This is a genomic window from Achromobacter sp. ACM05, assembly GCF_019218915.1.
Taxonomy (GTDB): Bacteria; Pseudomonadota; Gammaproteobacteria; order Burkholderiales; family Burkholderiaceae_B; genus Achromobacter; species Achromobacter animicus.
Window position 1 is genome coordinate 418,403 of sequence record NZ_JAHUWQ010000004.1, and the last position, 14,138, is coordinate 432,540.

The window sequence follows — 14,138 nt, forward strand, 5'->3', positions numbered from 1 at the left end:
CCCTTCTGACACGGATCTTCCTTGAAAAACGATCACGACCCCCGCTTGGCGCAGGTGCGCAACTGGCTGCAAGGCCTGCCCCCTGCCCTGAACCTGGCCGTGGAGACGCTGCGCCCCGCGTCGGCTGACGCAAGCTTTCGCCGGTACTTCAGGCTGGACGCCGGATCGCGCACCCTGATTGTCATGGACGCCCCGCCCCAGCACGAGGACTGCCGCCCCTTCCTGCACGTGGACAAGCTGCTGGCGGACGCCGGCCTGAACGTGCCGGCGGTGCTGGCGCAGGACCTGGACCAGGGCCTGCTCCTGCTGTCCGACCTGGGCGAACAAACCTACTATCAGCGCATCCAGGACGGTCTGGACGACGCCCAGTTGCAGACGCTGTACCGCGAGGCGCTGGCCGCCCTGGTCAAGCTGCAAAAGTCCTCGACCGACGGCCTGGGCACCTACGACAGCACGCGCCTGGCCGACGAGCTGAAACTGTTCCCCGAGTGGTACGTGCAGAAGCACCACGGCGTCACGCTGGACGACAAGACCGCCAATGCCCTGGAAAAGATCTTCGCCCTGCTGTCGGCCAGCAACGGCGGGCAGCCCCAGGTGCTGGTGCACCGCGATTTCCATTCGCCCAACCTGATGGTCTGCGACCAGCCGCAGTACGGCCCCAACCCGGGGGTCATCGACTTCCAGGATGCGCTGGCCGGCCCCATCACCTACGACCTGGCGTCGCTGGTGACCGACGCCCGGACCACCTGGGAAGAACCGCAACAGCTCGACTGGGCGATCCGCTACTGGGAAATGGCGCGCGCGGCCGGCCTGCCCGTCGACGCCGATTTCGCCGAATTCCACCGTGCCTATGAATGGATGGGCCTGCAGCGCAACCTGCGGATCCTGGGTGTCTTCGCGCGCCTGAACCACCGCGACGGCAAGGCGCACTACCTGGCGCACATGCCGCGCGTGAACGGCTACGTCCGCCAGGTGGCGCAGCGCTACGGCGTCTTCACGCCGCTCCTGCGCCTGCTGGATCGCCTGGACGACCGCCAGGTCAGCGTCGGATACACGTTCTGATGCGCGCCATGATCCTCGCCGCGGGCCGCGGCGAACGCATGCGCCCGCTGACCGACCGCCTGCCCAAACCCATGCTGCCGGTGGGCGGCAAGCCGCTGATCGTCTGGCACCTGGAACGCCTGGCCGCGGCCGGTATCCGCGACATCGTCATCAACCATGCCTGGCTTGGCCACGAGATCGAACGCGGGCTGGGCGATGGCGCCGCGCAGGGCGTGCGCATCCGCTATTCGGCCGAAGCCACCGCGCTGGAAACCGCCGGCGGCATTGCGCAGGCGCTCCCCCTCTTGGGCGACGACCCGTTCCTCGTCATCAATGGCGACATCTGGTGCGACTGGGATCCGGCCGCCGCGCAAGACGCCGCGAGCCTTGTGGCGCGGGGCGGCGCCTGGCTGCTTTTGGTGGACAACCCCGCGCACCATCCTGCCGGCGACTTCGTCCTGACGGCTGATGGGCGTGTGCTGGCCCACGGCGAGCCGCGTTTGACCTTTGCCGGCGTGGGCGTCTACCATCCTTCGTTGTTCGCGGACGTCCCGCGCGGCGAAGCAGCGCCGCTGGCGCCGCTGCTCAGGCAGGCGATGGGCCAGGACCAGGTGCACGGCGCCCGGCATGCGGGCCGATGGACGGATGTCGGCACCCCGCAGCGGCTTGCCGACCTGGACGCGGAACTGGCTGGCACGGCCGCCTGACAGGGCTGGCTGACGCCCACATATTTCACAATATCAAGGTGCGCAACGAGGCTTGTCTGCGCACCATCGCCCCCGGCTAACGGGGTATTCTCTGACGCTTTGGCATGCGCGCGCCGCTTGCCCACAGGCATAAACACAGGAAGTTTTCTAGGAATGGGGATGTTTGGAAGATCGCAACGGGCCACGTTCAAGCCCTCCGTATACCAGCCGGGGCAACGCACGCGCCGCATGCCGCGCTGGCTCGTCCTGCTGATGGTTGGCATTGCGCTTGGCGCGGGCGGTGTGCTCTTCCTGCAAACCAATTACGGCCCGCAACGCCTGACCGTCGAACAATCCGAACAGTTGCACAGCGAGCTCAGCGCCTCCAACATGGAGCGCCAGCGCCTGCAGACCCAGCTTGAAGAAGCCACCCAGCAGCGCGACGCCAACAAGGCCGGCCACGAAAAGCTGACCACCGACCTGGCGGAATCCCGCGCCAAGATCGAAACGCTGAACAAGGAACTGGTGCTGTTCCAGGACGCCATGCCGCCCGATCCTCGCGGCGGCAACATCGGCATCCGATCGGCCAGCTTCAAGCGCGCCCCCGGCCTGCTGGACTATCAGGTGCTGGTGATGCGCGAAGACCGCACGGGCGCGCCCTTCAAGGGCACGCTGACCTTCGCCATCGAAGGCTCCTACCCCAACGGCCGCGCCGCCACCGTGACGCCGGAAGGCCCCGCGCTTACGGTCGACCGCTACGACTACGCGCTGGGCCAGCTCAAGCTGCCCGACGGGTTCACCGCACGGGTCGTGGTGCTGCGTGTGCTGGACCCCAACCAGAAACAGCAGGCGATGCGCATCTACAACGTACGCAACTGAGGCGTGCGCAACTAAAAGCATGTGCCACTGAAGGCCCCTTTCGCGGCCTGACCTGGCCCCCAAAACCCGCCCCTCGGCGGGTTTTTTATCGTCTTCAAAATTTGGTTGCGTGCGCAACATACCAGGAATATAGTTGCGCAAACAACCAAATTCTTGAGACGGCATGACGCTCCCTTCGCATGTTCCCGTGCTGATCGCCGGCGGCGGTCCGGTCGGTCTGACCCTGGCCGCCCTGCTCGCCGAGTACGGCATTGCCTCGCTCACCATCGAGGCCGATGAAGCCTACTGCAGCGGCAGCCGCGCCATCTGCATATCGCGCCGGTCGCAGGAAATCCTGGGCTGGATCGGCGCCGACCGGCCGCTGATCGACACCGGGCTGGCCTGGACAGGCGGGCGCAGCTATTACCGCGACCGCGAAGTCCTGCACTTCCAGATGCCGCACGATCCCCTGCAGCGGTATGCCCCGATGGTGAACATCCAGCAGTACTACGTGGAGGAATTCGCGCACCAGGCCATGCAGCGCCATCCCGGCCTCGCCACCCTCGCCTGGTCAGCACGCGTCACTGCCGTGCAGCCCGGTCCCGACGGCGTATCGGTCGAGGTGGAGGCGGGCGGCGCCCGTCACACGGTGCGCGCCGACTGGCTCGTCGCCTGCGACGGCGGCCGCAGCACCGTCCGCGAAGCCATGGGCCTGAAGCTCGAAGGCATGCAGTACGAAGGCCGCTACGTCATCGTCGATATCGAACAGGAATCGCAACGGCCCGTCGAGCGCCTGGCCTGGTTCGATCCCCCATCCAATCCCGGCTCCACGCTGCTGATGCACCGCCAGCCCGGCAACATCTGGCGCGTCGATTACCAGATCCGCGACGACGAAGACCCCGACGAGGCCGTCAAGCCGGAAAACGTGCTGCCGCGCGTGCAAAGCCATCTGGACATGATTGGCGAGACCGCGCCCTGGAAGCCGCTCTGGATCTCCATCTACAACGCCAAGTGCCTGACGCTGGGCCGCTACCGCCACGGCCGCGTGCTGTTCGCGGGCGACGCGGGCCACCTCGTGCCGATCTTCGGCGTGCGCGGCCTGAATTCCGGGCTGGACGACGCCGGCAATCTGGCCTGGAAGCTCGCGTGGGTGCTGAAGGGCCAGTCGCCCGACACCCTGCTGGACAGCTACAGCATCGAGCGCGTTCATGCCACGCGGCAGAACCTGGCCTATGGCGCCAAAAGCACGGAATTCATGGCGCCGCCGGATTTCGGCTTCCGGCTCATGCGCGACGCCGCGCTGCGCCTGGCCCTGGTGGACGACGGCGTGCGGTCGCTCATCAATCCGCGCCAGTCCGCACCTATCTCCTATGACACCTCGCCGCTGAACCGCGAGGACCGTGCGCCCGAAGCCGGCCCCGCCGCCGCGCCCGGACAGCCCGCGCCCGACGTGCTGCTGCAAGACGGCGAGTCCCCGCAGTACCTGACCGCCAGCTTTGGCGCGGGCTTCGTCGCGCTGGCCATTGCGCCCGATGCGGCGTTGTCGGCGGCTTTGAACACACTGGCTGCGGACACGCAGAACGCGCCCCAGCCACTGCGGGTGCTGCGGGCAGGCGAAGGCGGACTGGCCGACCCGCACGGCCAGCTTGCCGCGCGTTACGGCAATCAGGCAGGCGCGGTCTACCTGCTCCGTCCGGACGGTTACGTGCTGGGCCGTTGGATCGCGCCCGCCGCCGCTGAACTGCGCGCCGCGCTGGCGCCCTACTACCCCTCGCTGCACGAGAACGCCACCCCGAAAGGCCAAGCATGAACAACGAATCTCTGGATCAGGTCTACACCAGCATGGCGCAGGCGCTGACGCGCGTCGGCGAATCGCGCGCGCCGCTCTTTCTGTCGATACTCGGCTTGTCGTTGCTGAGCCGCCTGCCTTCCACGCAGGACGCGCTGGCCCTGCTGGCGCAGGCCGAAGCCGCCAGCCTCGAGGACGGCGCTATGGCAAACTATCCGGCCTCATCTTCCGCGGGCGCAGATCCCGCCCGCCCGACGTGAAAACGCCCCCTCTGGAACGATTCCTGACTTACCGCCTGCACGTGCTCAACAAGATCACGGACCGGGACACGAATCGGGCTTACTTGAAGGATTGCGACATTCCTCTGGGCGAGGCGCGGTGCCTGGCCGCCATCGGCCGGTTTGCGCCGCTCTCGGTCAATGACCTGGCGCGCGCTGCCAACCTGAACAAGGGCCAGGCCAGCCGCTCCGCGCAGGCACTGGTGGATCGCGGGCTGGTGGAAAAAACGGTGTCGGCGTCAGACGGACGCGGCGTCGTGCTGGCGCCGACCGCCGAGGGCCTGACGCACTACCGCCGCATCATCGACCTCATCGCGCACCGCAACGAAGAGATCTTCGGCTGCCTGACTGCCGACGAACAGCGGCAATTCGGCGATATGCTGGACCGCCTGATCGGCCATCTGCAAGCCGAGGCCGGCGACGCCGCGGACTGAGCGCGGCGGCAGCCTCGTTCAGGGCTGTGCTTTCGGCGCCGTCGCACCCGCGTGCTCGGCGGCTTCGTCCATGAACTGCGCCATCCGCACGTCCAGCTCGGTCACGCCGCCGGCGTCATGCGTGGTCAGCGTGACGTCCACGCGGTTGTAGACGTTGGTCCATTCGGGGTGATGGTTCAGCTTTTCCGCGAACATCGCCACCCGCGCCATGAAACCGAACGCGGCATTGAAATTGGGAAAGCGGTAGCGCTTTTCGATGGCATCGCGCCCGGCCACGGCCTGCCAGCCGGTGAGCGCGGCGATCGCGATATCGGTGCCGATGCGGGCGGGGGGAAAATCGCTCATGTCAGACTCCGTAAAGAAAGGCGGCGGCGCATCGCGCCAGCCGCCTGTCAGCAAATGACGCGCCCGCGTTTATTGCTGGACCGCGTACAGGTAGATCTCTACGCGCCGGTTCAGCGCGCGCCCTTCGGCGGTCGCATTGTCGCCGATCGGGTCGTTCGGACCGCGGCCTTCCACCGTCAGACGCGTGCCGGCCACGCCCTGCTTGGCCAGATAATCCGTCACGCTCTTGGCGCGGTTCACCGACAGCGTCTGGTTATGCGCCAGCGCACCGGTGCTGTCGGTATGGCCGACCACCTTGGCCCGCAGTTCGGGATGCTGATTCAGCGAACGCGCCACGCTGTCCAGCACCGGCAGCAGCGCCGGCTTGAGCTGCGTCTTGTCCGTATCGAACGACACGCCGCTCGGGATGTTGACCTTCAGGCTGCCGTCGGGCATTTCGACGACGTCGATGCCGAGCGATGACGCGCCGGACTTCTGCACGTCATCCTTCACGACCTTCCAGTTGTAGCCCACCAGGCCGCCCGCCACCGCGCCGATGCCGGCCCCGATCGCAGCGCCCTTGCCGTGCCCGATCAGCGCGCCGATGCCCGCGCCCAACGCCGCGCCCGCGCCCGTACCGACAGCGGTATTCGTTTGCTGTTGCGTCGCGCAACCGGCCATCAAGGCACCCGCCGCCACAATCACGGCGATACGGTTGAGTGTTCTTCTTGAATTCATGGCAACCTCCACTGTCCATCCATCCAGATGCCGGATCATTCCGGCGTGGATCATGCTAGCAAGGGGAAATGGGGCGCCGGGCAACATTTTGTACGCGGCCAACGCTAAGATGGCGCTTCCGATGGAGAAACCCATGTCTGCGGCGCGCACCTACTTTTTCAACAGGATGGCCGGCGACGAACTCGCCCGCTTGTGCGGCGCAAAAGCGGATTTCTTCCTTGAAAACGTCGACGACCTGGAACTCGCCGTCACCCGCCTCCAGGCCTTGTGCCGCGACGCAGGCATGAGCAGCGCGGTGGTGCGTGCCCCGCTCAATCCCGCGCCCGGAATCGGCGATCTGGTATCGGCAGCCGTGCCATTGTTTGGGCTGATCTGGACCTCCGCCAAGACGGTGGGCTCCGCGGTTCATCCTCAAGCTGACGTGAGCCTGCGCCTGACGTCGAACACGTCGATCAGCGTCGTGTTCTCGGATTCGGCCCGTGTGCCGACGATCCGGTAGGCCACGCCGTCGCGGGCCATCAGCGGTGCGATCACCCGCGCCGGCCAAACACCATCGCCAGCCCGAACAACGCCCCCAGCCCGCCCACGATGGCCAGCGACACCGATGGCTCGCGCAGGTTCAGCGCCATGATGGCCGATCCCGCGCCCAGGGCGGTGATTGCCAAGCCGACCAGACGCCCCGCCGTGGACCCATAGAAATGCGTGCGGCGCGCAGCCTGCGTGCCTGCAGGCTGGCGCTTCTGCCACGCCGTCAATGCCTGTTCGAATTCGCGCAGCAGGCGCTCGCGCCTGGGCAAGTCCGCCGCGCTGACCAGCAGGGTCGGCAGACCGGGGCGGACCAGTTTCAGATAATCGTCCGTGCCCCAACTAGCCAGATCTTTGAAGGCAACGGGTTTGCGGCGCGAGAACTCCAGCCCCTCGGCCGTCACCTTGACGTCATTGCGCGTGGGAAATCCCCTGAACGCCACCAGCGGCGGCACGAGCAGGCCCAACACGGCAAGCACGGCAGCCAGCCCGATCGGCCCGCGGTTGAAGACCACGAGCATAAAGCTGCCTGCCGCCAGCGCGAACGCCAGGGGCACCGACAACTGGTGCCATCGCGTATAGACCGACACCGGGATCCGTTCGTTGCTGTTCATGCGTGCGCCTTGTCAGTTAGTCGCTCTTACAAGATTTGAACCGCCGGGGCCCATGGGCACCGAGCGGATGTCGGGCATGCGGTCCGGGTCGGGCCAGTATTCGACCTTCAGGATCGCTTCATTGAAAATATCGTCATCGACCAGCACTTCCGTGCGCAGCACCCCGCGGCCGCTGCTCACATTGAACTGAACCGACTCGTCCCAAGGCTTGGCGGTGAACTCGATGGATTGGCTGCGATCCTTGCGTATCCAGCGCCAGGCATCCGCCCACCCGGGGCGGGAGGTCATATTGTCGACGTAGTTATCCACACGGTCGGCCCAGGTCTCCTCGCGCGGGCGCCCCTGCACCCATTGCATATCGGATGGTCCACGCGGCAGCAGATCCGGGTCCGTCGCGCGCGGGGATCCCTTGCTTGCCACGATGACGCTGATGCCCGGTCCGACGAGCTTCAGGATGTATGCGTAATCGCTGTGTTCGGTATAGCCCGGCATCACCACGTCCAGCACCAGACGATCGCGGCCAAAGATTTCCCCCTGCTTAAAGCCCTTCCACTCCAGCATCACGCGCACGCCGAACACGGCCCAGTTGAAATCCTCAAGTTCCTCTTCCCGGGTCGCATAGAGTTCGCGATCCTTCACGTCCGAGAACTGCGCGGAGCGCATGCAGCAACGCGTGAACCAGACTTCCAGTTCGCTTTCCTTGGCGCTGTCGCCCCAGAATTTGAAGTACAACCCGGCAGCCAGAAGGCACAGGCCCAGCGCAATCCATCCCCACACGGGAATGCCCAGCAGCACCGTGCCGCCGCTGGTAAGGCCGACCATCGCGCTGCCAAAGCCCCCCGCGCCCGCCACCACCCCGGCCGTGCTGAATGCGCCGCCCAACGAAACCAGGGCGGTGGCCACGCCGGTCAACCCGGACAACAGCAGGAACACGGATGAGGTGGCATAGGCGTTGCCCGCCTCGTAGTTCTTCACATCGTACTGGTCGATCGCATTCAGCGCGTTGTTGGCGCCGTCGACGAACGTGGCCGCTGCCGCAAACACGGCGCCGGCCGTCCGCACCGCAGTCAGGCGCATGTTCAATTTCAGGTTCATCGTGAAGGCGGTGTTGGCGCCCACGCGTGCACCGATCGCGCCCGCGGTCACTTCGATCGCGACGCTGCCCACGCCCAACACCCCCGACGTGATGCCGAACCATGCCTTGCGCGCGGCCTTGGCGTCCTGCACAACCTGCGCGTTGCGCAAGTCCGAGACCGACGCATACAGCGCCACCAGCGTCAGCACGCCAGTCGCCCCCGCATTCGCGCCGTCCTTGGACTTTGCCCACTTGACCAGGCCCGCCAGCGGCGACATGGTCGGTGCGGGCAGCGCCAGCACGGGCGCGGGCGCCGGTAGCGCAAGCGCCGGCGATGGGCCGCCGCCGGGACGGGGCGGCGCCGCCGCCGCGGCGTTCAACTGCGCATCCACTTCCTCGGGAATGATGTAGTTGAGCGTGACCGGCGTGGAGCGTTCGGCCTGCGTGCCCATCCAGCCGGACTGCATCTGCTTGCTCGCACCGAGGCCCTCGCTGCTGCCCGCGCCCACCGTCACCGTCGCCGGGTTCGGTTCCCAAACGATTTGATGCATGTCCGCGATCATCCGCGGCAAGGTGGTCGTGTGCGTGCGCACGGCCATCACGATGTTCATCCGCGCCGACATCGTCAGCGTGACCCGCGCCGCGACACGTTCGGCGATGGGGTCGCCCGCCAGGGTCAGCCGCAGCAGCTGCGTCGCCATGAACCGGCCGATCGCCGCGCCAGCCACCCGCATCGGCGGCAATTGGCCCTTGGCCGCCCGCGCCTTGATCCAGTCGTTGTAGCTCTTGATCATCCTGCGGACATTGGAGACCTGCTTGGAGATCACCTTGCCCTTGGCCTCGCGGTCCAGGAAACCCAGCAGCTCGCCGTCGTTCGCCGCCAGCGCGCGCCAGATCGCCGCATAGGTGCTGTCGCTGTCCTCGTCCTTAAGCGAATCGTCGATGGCCTTGTGTTCGCTTTCGATCGCGCCCGCGCCATCCACGCACAGCGCCATGTCCTCTTCCAGCCGCTCGCCGGCCGCAGCGTCCTTGGGCGAATAAGCCTTGAGCGCCAGCCAGAACGCTTCGCGGCCATACCACCACGCCCAGTCCTTGCCCGCCCCTTCGATCTTCTCGCGCATGCGGTCGATGGCGACCTTGTTGTCGCTGAGCGTCTTGGCGACCTTGCCGGTATCGACACGTTCGCGCAGGCGCCGGATCTCGTCGCCCGTGTTGCCCATCTGCTTCTGCAGGCCGTCGATGATCTGCGCGACGCCCACTTCGCGCATGCGCGTGGGGTCCAGATGGTGTTCGGCCAGCTCGCCCATGCATTTGTTGCGCCACGTCGCCACGTCGGCCAGGATGCCGACGGGGTCGCGCAGCGCGAGCACGATGCCGCCCTTGGGCGTCATCTGCCGCATCTTGGCCGCAACGGCCGCGCCCTGCCCGCCGAACACGTTGACGGCCGGGGACAGCGTATTGCTGAACAGCGTGGCAGCGCCAGCCGCGTCGCGGAACTCGATCGAGTGCTTGGCCAGATTGGCGCCGTCCTCGGCCACGCGGTAGCCAGTCTCGGGCTTGGGATACCCGCCGCCCCACACCGCCTTGGCGTCCAGCTCCACCATGATCTTCTTGCGCCAGCGTTCGTCGCGGGTCAGATCGCGGCGGATGTCGCGCGTCCACCATACGCGCGAGTATCCCACCCACACCGTGCGCGACGCGTTGGCCGGCGCCTCCACATTGATCAGCGTGGATTCCAGGCCGTGACCCTCGCGCGTGCACGTGAACGTGGGCTGTTCGGACGGACGGTTGTCGTCGTCGACCGGCACTTCCTTCATCTGGCCCGTCGCCGTCGCCGCGAATGCGCGCCAACCGTAGCTGCGGCGCGGATCCCAGATGTAGACGTAGCCGGCGGTGATGGCGCGCAGCATGTAGGCGCCCTGGCGCATGGTCTCGTAGTACAGCTCCGGATCCATGTACACGCCGTCGGGCAGGTCGTTCTTGCCGCCCGGCACGTAGGCGATCCGCATAGGCAGGATGGGCAGGCCCGGCCGGCCGCAGAACTTGCCCTTGCAGGGCAGCGCGTCGTAGTCAGTCGTCATGCTTGCAGATCCTCCCGCGCCTGCGCCTCGTGCGCAAACGCCTGCCAATCCTCGTCGTCCATGTCCTCGGCGGCGCGATACAGGCGGCCGCCTTCCTCGCGCACTTCGCGCAGCAACGCCAGGAACGAAGGCGCGCATTCCAGCGGCGCGGCCAGACGCACGCGCCAGGCCGCGAACAGCGCCGCGTCCTCGTCATCGGCGATGCCGCACGCCGCGGCGGCATCCAGCGCGCGCCGTACCGCCTCCAGCGCCGGCGTCTCATAACGCAGCCCTTGCGCGTTCAGCCGTTGCAGGACGGCGTTGACGCGGCCTAGCCGCGCCAGACGCGGCCAATCGGGCGTGACGGTCTGCATCGGGCCGCGCGCGTCCGGCAGCGTCTGCCACTGGCCGAACCCGTCCACGCTCATCCACGTGACGCCCTCGATCCAGGAGGCCGGCGCCGTGCCCGCGTACAGCTCGCTCTGGAACTGCGTGGTGCGCGGGTCCCAGAACCGCAGGATGCGCACGCGCCCCTGCGCATCGCGCAGGCGCGCGCGCAGCACCAGGCGCTGCGCGACCTCGGCTAGCGGCAGATCGGTGGCCAGCCATGCCGACATCGAGCGGGGCCGTTTGGCCGCCGGCGCCGGGCGCACCGCCTCGTCCACCGCCAGCCGCAGGCTGCGGTTGATCAGACGTTCGTGCCGCACTTCATCCGGCACCTCGGCCAGATACAAGGGCGGCGCGCTTGCCCCTTGTGAAATCAGGTCGACCTCGCAGCGCCGCAGACCGGCCGATGCGATGTTCTCGCCCAGCGGATCGGCCAGCGTCGAATCGCACAACAGCAGCACCCGGCGGTCGGCGCGCGCGTCCAGCACCGCGCGCAGGCCCGCAATGGCGTGCTCGACGCGGGCCTCGGCGGCTGGCGTCCAATACTCGGGCTGGCGGGTCGTCATGTCCAACGTCATGTCCAACGTCACATCCATCGTCATGCCGCCAGTGCGCCGCTGCCGGCCGCGTCTTCGAGCGCCGCGGCGCAGCCTTCCATGTCGCCCTGCGGCGGCTGCGCGGGTCCGGCGCCGCTTTGCGGTCCCACCCAGTTGTGCACACCGGCCTTCAGTTCCACCTTGCCGGGCGCATGCAGCTGGATGCCGCCACCCTCGATCCGCATGTACGCGCCCGCGGCCGTCGCCAGCACCTTCTTGGACGCATTGACGTCCACCGCGCCCTGCGCCGACGCCAGCGTCACCGCCTTTTCCGCCGCCAGCCGCATGCGCGCCTTCTGGCTCTGGAGCCGCAGCTTTCCACCGGCGGCGTGCAGGCGGATGCCTTGCTCTTGCACCGCCCTTCCGCTGCCGCCCAGTCCCTTGGTAAAGAGCGCGACGCCCTGCGCCACGCACATCGCCAGATTCGCGCCCGCCGCCCAGTTCACGTCCGGGGCAATCTGGCACAGCGTGGCGCCGGCCACCGTGTACGCGTTATGCGGCGTGTATTGCCCGATTCCGCTGGGCGCGCTGACCTGGATGTGCGGCTGGGTGTAGGCCGGCACGCGGTGTTCTGCGTCGGACTTGGTGCCTTCGATGATTTCGCGCACCGCATTCAGCTCGTTCAGCGCCCGCGGCTTGTCGTTGTCGCCGGGCAACAGGGCCTCCTGGCGGCCGGCCGTTGCGGACAGCTCGGCGGCCTGCTCGATGGACTTTTCCATCTGCTGGATGGCCTCTTCGCTGTCCAGCAGCCCGCCCGTTGCGTCTTCGCGCTTGTGGGCGCTGATGAGCAGGCCTTCCCCCGCCCGCAGCGCCAGCGCCTCGGCCGTCGCCAGCTCGGCGCCATGGCCCAGGTCCGACAGCCGCTCGTTGTCGCGCTGCTGCTTCAGGTGCCCCAGGTTCAATCGCGATTCGGCCTGCGTGGTCGAGGCCGTCAACCGCGACTGGCCCGGCGTGTCGTCCTGCACGAGCTGGTTGTAACCGCCCATGCCCTGTCCGCTGGACGCCAGCGCCTGGGTCTTGAAGCCCGACATCACCACGTTGTGCGCGTGCCCCGCCTCGCTGCCCGCGAACCAGGCGGGCGCATTGCCGGTCGCATTGGCCGCGCCGCCCTGCACCTGGTTGTTCGCGGCGTTTTCCGTGCCCGCGCCGTTGTACAGCGCGCCCACGACGACAGGCCGGTCGATATCGCCATGCAGGAACTGCACCAGCACCTCCTGCCCCAGCCGGGGAACGAAATGCCCGCCCCAATCCGATCCGGCGACGGGCTCGGCCACACGCACCCAGGTGCCCAGCGCCTCGCTGGCGGGCGCATTGTCGTCGCCGGCCGGATGGTCCTGCCGGCTGCTCGACGCACTGCCGCGCTGCCAGTGGAACTGGATCTTGATGCGATGATCGCGGTCGGTGTGCACCGAATCGCCGGCGCCCACCACCAGCGCAGTCTGCGCGCCGTGCACGGTGGGGCGCGGATGCAGGCGCGCGCCGTGGCCGTCGCGTGTGCTGGGCCGGTACTCCAGCGTAGCGGCAATGGCCTCGAAGCGATTGCGATAGAAGTCCGCCGCCTCGCCATCCGCCTTTTCCACAGCCCCGCCGCCCGCCGCGCCCAGCGCCTGCGCCACGGCCTGCCCGAGGCTTTCGTCGAAGTTGTTGCGCGCTTCGTGGCGGATGCCGATGACCACGAAGTCCGCCCCTGCGCCTTGCGAGGGCCCCCAATGCCCGGTCAACGTGAAGCGCTGCCCCGGCGCCAGGGTGCGCACGGTGCCTTCGCCCTCGAACAACGACTGGCGAACGCGCTGCGCGGCCAGCGCGTTGTGCGCCAGCCGCTCGCCCTGCGCGCTGTCTTCGTACAGATACTGCCCGGGGTAATCCGAGTCGGCCAGTTCCAGCGCATTGGCGAACTTGTCTTCGACCTGGGCGCTGACCTTGCGCGCCTGCATGGCGCGATAGTCCCAGGTGGCCAGCCGCACGGCATTGGTGCGCCATGCGCGGTGCTGGCGCCAGGCCTGGATGGAGTCCTGTTCCTCGGTCGCATCGGCGCGCTGGAAGGGAACGCTGTCCTGCGGGCCGGTCTCGAATGCGCCGTTGTGATCGGCGATCACGATCGTATGCGTACCGGGTTCCCCGTCGCCGCCTTCATGTTCGACCCAATAGAACAGCCCCTCTTCCGCCAGCAGACGCTCCACGAAAGCGAAGTCGGTTTCGCGATACTGAATCGTCAGGCTGCGCTTGGCGTAAGCATCGCGATCCTTCACTTCCCAGCGCCATTGGGGCGCAAGCGCACCCTGGCCCTTGTAATCGCCAAACACGCTGTCGACGATGTCGATCACCGACAGGTCCTGAAACGCAAAACTGTCGCGCCGCTGGCGCAGCAGCGCCAGCCATGGCTCGATGCGCAGGCGGTAGCGCGCAAAGCCGCCATTGGCGCCCTCGAAGCGCGCCTCGGTCACCACGCCGCACCACACGCGGTGTTCGTCCCGGCCCAAGGCGGTCTGCAGCTTGACCTGCGCGGACTGGCCGATCAGCGACTTCAGCGGGATGTGGGCATCACCGGACAGCGCGTCCACGTCCAGCACGAAGCCGCCGCCGCTCAACTGCTCCCGGCCCTGCAGCCGCTCGGCCAGCAAGGTGTCCTGACCCAGCGGCGTGGTCAGGTCCAACAGGCGATCGGCCTGCGTAAAGCCTGCGCCCAGCGGGCCGGCGGCAGCGGATTCAAGGGCCATGTCTGCGTCTCCCTCG

13 protein-coding genes are annotated in these 14,138 nt (G+C 67.6%); 7 read left to right on the forward strand and 6 right to left on the reverse strand.

The features are described 5' to 3' along the window. Nucleotides 1-21 precede the first annotated feature (21 nt). From KW836_RS24135 to KW836_RS24160, 6 genes are all read left to right on the forward strand, one after another. Nucleotides 22-1,062, forward strand: coding sequence for an aminoglycoside phosphotransferase family protein (locus KW836_RS24135; RefSeq protein ID WP_218344985.1), 1,041 nt, complete (start codon nucleotides 22-24; stop codon nucleotides 1,060-1,062). Further along, the gene (murU, locus tag KW836_RS24140; RefSeq protein ID WP_218344986.1) at nucleotides 1,062-1,748 is read left to right on the forward strand and encodes an N-acetylmuramate alpha-1-phosphate uridylyltransferase MurU; all 687 of its coding nucleotides are present in this window, start codon (nucleotides 1,062-1,064) and stop codon (nucleotides 1,746-1,748) included. The genes KW836_RS24135 and murU overlap by 1 nt, the downstream gene beginning before the upstream one ends. A 159-nt stretch (nucleotides 1,749-1,907) precedes the next feature. Next, entirely contained in the window at nucleotides 1,908-2,606 is a 699-nt protein-coding gene (locus KW836_RS24145) for a DUF6776 family protein (protein WP_175123318.1), read from the forward strand. 163 nt (nucleotides 2,607-2,769) lie between these two features. After that, nucleotides 2,770-4,395, forward strand: a complete 1,626-nt coding sequence (locus KW836_RS24150; protein WP_218344987.1) for an FAD-dependent monooxygenase — start codon at nucleotides 2,770-2,772, stop codon at nucleotides 4,393-4,395. Continuing rightward, entirely contained in the window at nucleotides 4,392-4,634 is a 243-nt protein-coding gene (locus KW836_RS24155) for a hypothetical protein (protein WP_175123320.1), read from the forward strand. Before KW836_RS24150 ends, KW836_RS24155 begins: the two co-directional genes overlap by 4 nt. After that, entirely contained in the window at nucleotides 4,631-5,086 is a 456-nt protein-coding gene (locus KW836_RS24160) for a MarR family winged helix-turn-helix transcriptional regulator (protein WP_218344988.1), read from the forward strand. Before KW836_RS24155 ends, KW836_RS24160 begins: the two co-directional genes overlap by 4 nt. Before the next feature lie 18 nt (nucleotides 5,087-5,104). Here KW836_RS24160 and KW836_RS24165 read toward each other — a convergent pair whose 3' ends face one another. Continuing rightward, nucleotides 5,105-5,431, reverse strand: a complete 327-nt coding sequence (locus KW836_RS24165) for a 4a-hydroxytetrahydrobiopterin dehydratase (protein WP_175123322.1) — start codon at nucleotides 5,429-5,431, stop codon at nucleotides 5,105-5,107. A 69-nt stretch (nucleotides 5,432-5,500) separates the two neighbouring features. Then, on the reverse strand, nucleotides 5,501-6,148 hold the full coding sequence (locus KW836_RS24170; RefSeq protein ID WP_175123323.1) for an OmpA family protein: 648 nt from the start codon (nucleotides 6,146-6,148) through the stop codon (nucleotides 5,501-5,503). A 133-nt stretch (nucleotides 6,149-6,281) separates the two neighbouring features. Between KW836_RS24170 and KW836_RS24175 the strand changes: the two genes are divergently transcribed. Next, a complete protein-coding gene (locus tag KW836_RS24175; protein ID WP_218344989.1) occupies nucleotides 6,282-6,647 on the forward strand; it encodes a hypothetical protein in 366 nt (121 codons plus the stop codon). 31 nt (nucleotides 6,648-6,678) lie between these two features. Here the strand turns inward: KW836_RS24175 and KW836_RS24180 are convergent, their stop codons facing one another. Genes KW836_RS24180 through KW836_RS24195 form a run of 4 tightly spaced genes read right to left on the reverse strand, consistent with a single transcriptional unit; the run spans nucleotide 6,679 to nucleotide 14,122 of the window. Beyond that, nucleotides 6,679-7,287 carry a hypothetical protein gene (locus KW836_RS24180; RefSeq protein ID WP_175138881.1) on the reverse strand — a complete coding sequence of 203 codons (609 nt, stop codon included), beginning with the start codon at nucleotides 7,285-7,287 and terminating at the stop codon, nucleotides 6,679-6,681. Between the two features lie 12 nt (nucleotides 7,288-7,299). Then, a complete protein-coding gene (locus KW836_RS24185) occupies nucleotides 7,300-10,443 on the reverse strand; it encodes a T6SS effector BTH_I2691 family protein (RefSeq protein ID WP_218344990.1) in 3,144 nt (1,047 codons plus the stop codon). Beyond that, nucleotides 10,440-11,405: a DUF4123 domain-containing protein gene (locus tag KW836_RS24190; protein ID WP_255596189.1), complete on the reverse strand. Its 966-nt coding sequence runs from the start codon at nucleotides 11,403-11,405 to the stop codon at nucleotides 10,440-10,442. The genes KW836_RS24185 and KW836_RS24190 overlap by 4 nt, the downstream gene beginning before the upstream one ends. Before the next feature lie 2 nt (nucleotides 11,406-11,407). Beyond that, nucleotides 11,408-14,122: a type VI secretion system Vgr family protein gene (locus KW836_RS24195; protein ID WP_218344991.1), complete on the reverse strand. Its 2,715-nt coding sequence runs from the start codon at nucleotides 14,120-14,122 to the stop codon at nucleotides 11,408-11,410. Nucleotides 14,123-14,138: the final 16 nt, after the last annotated feature.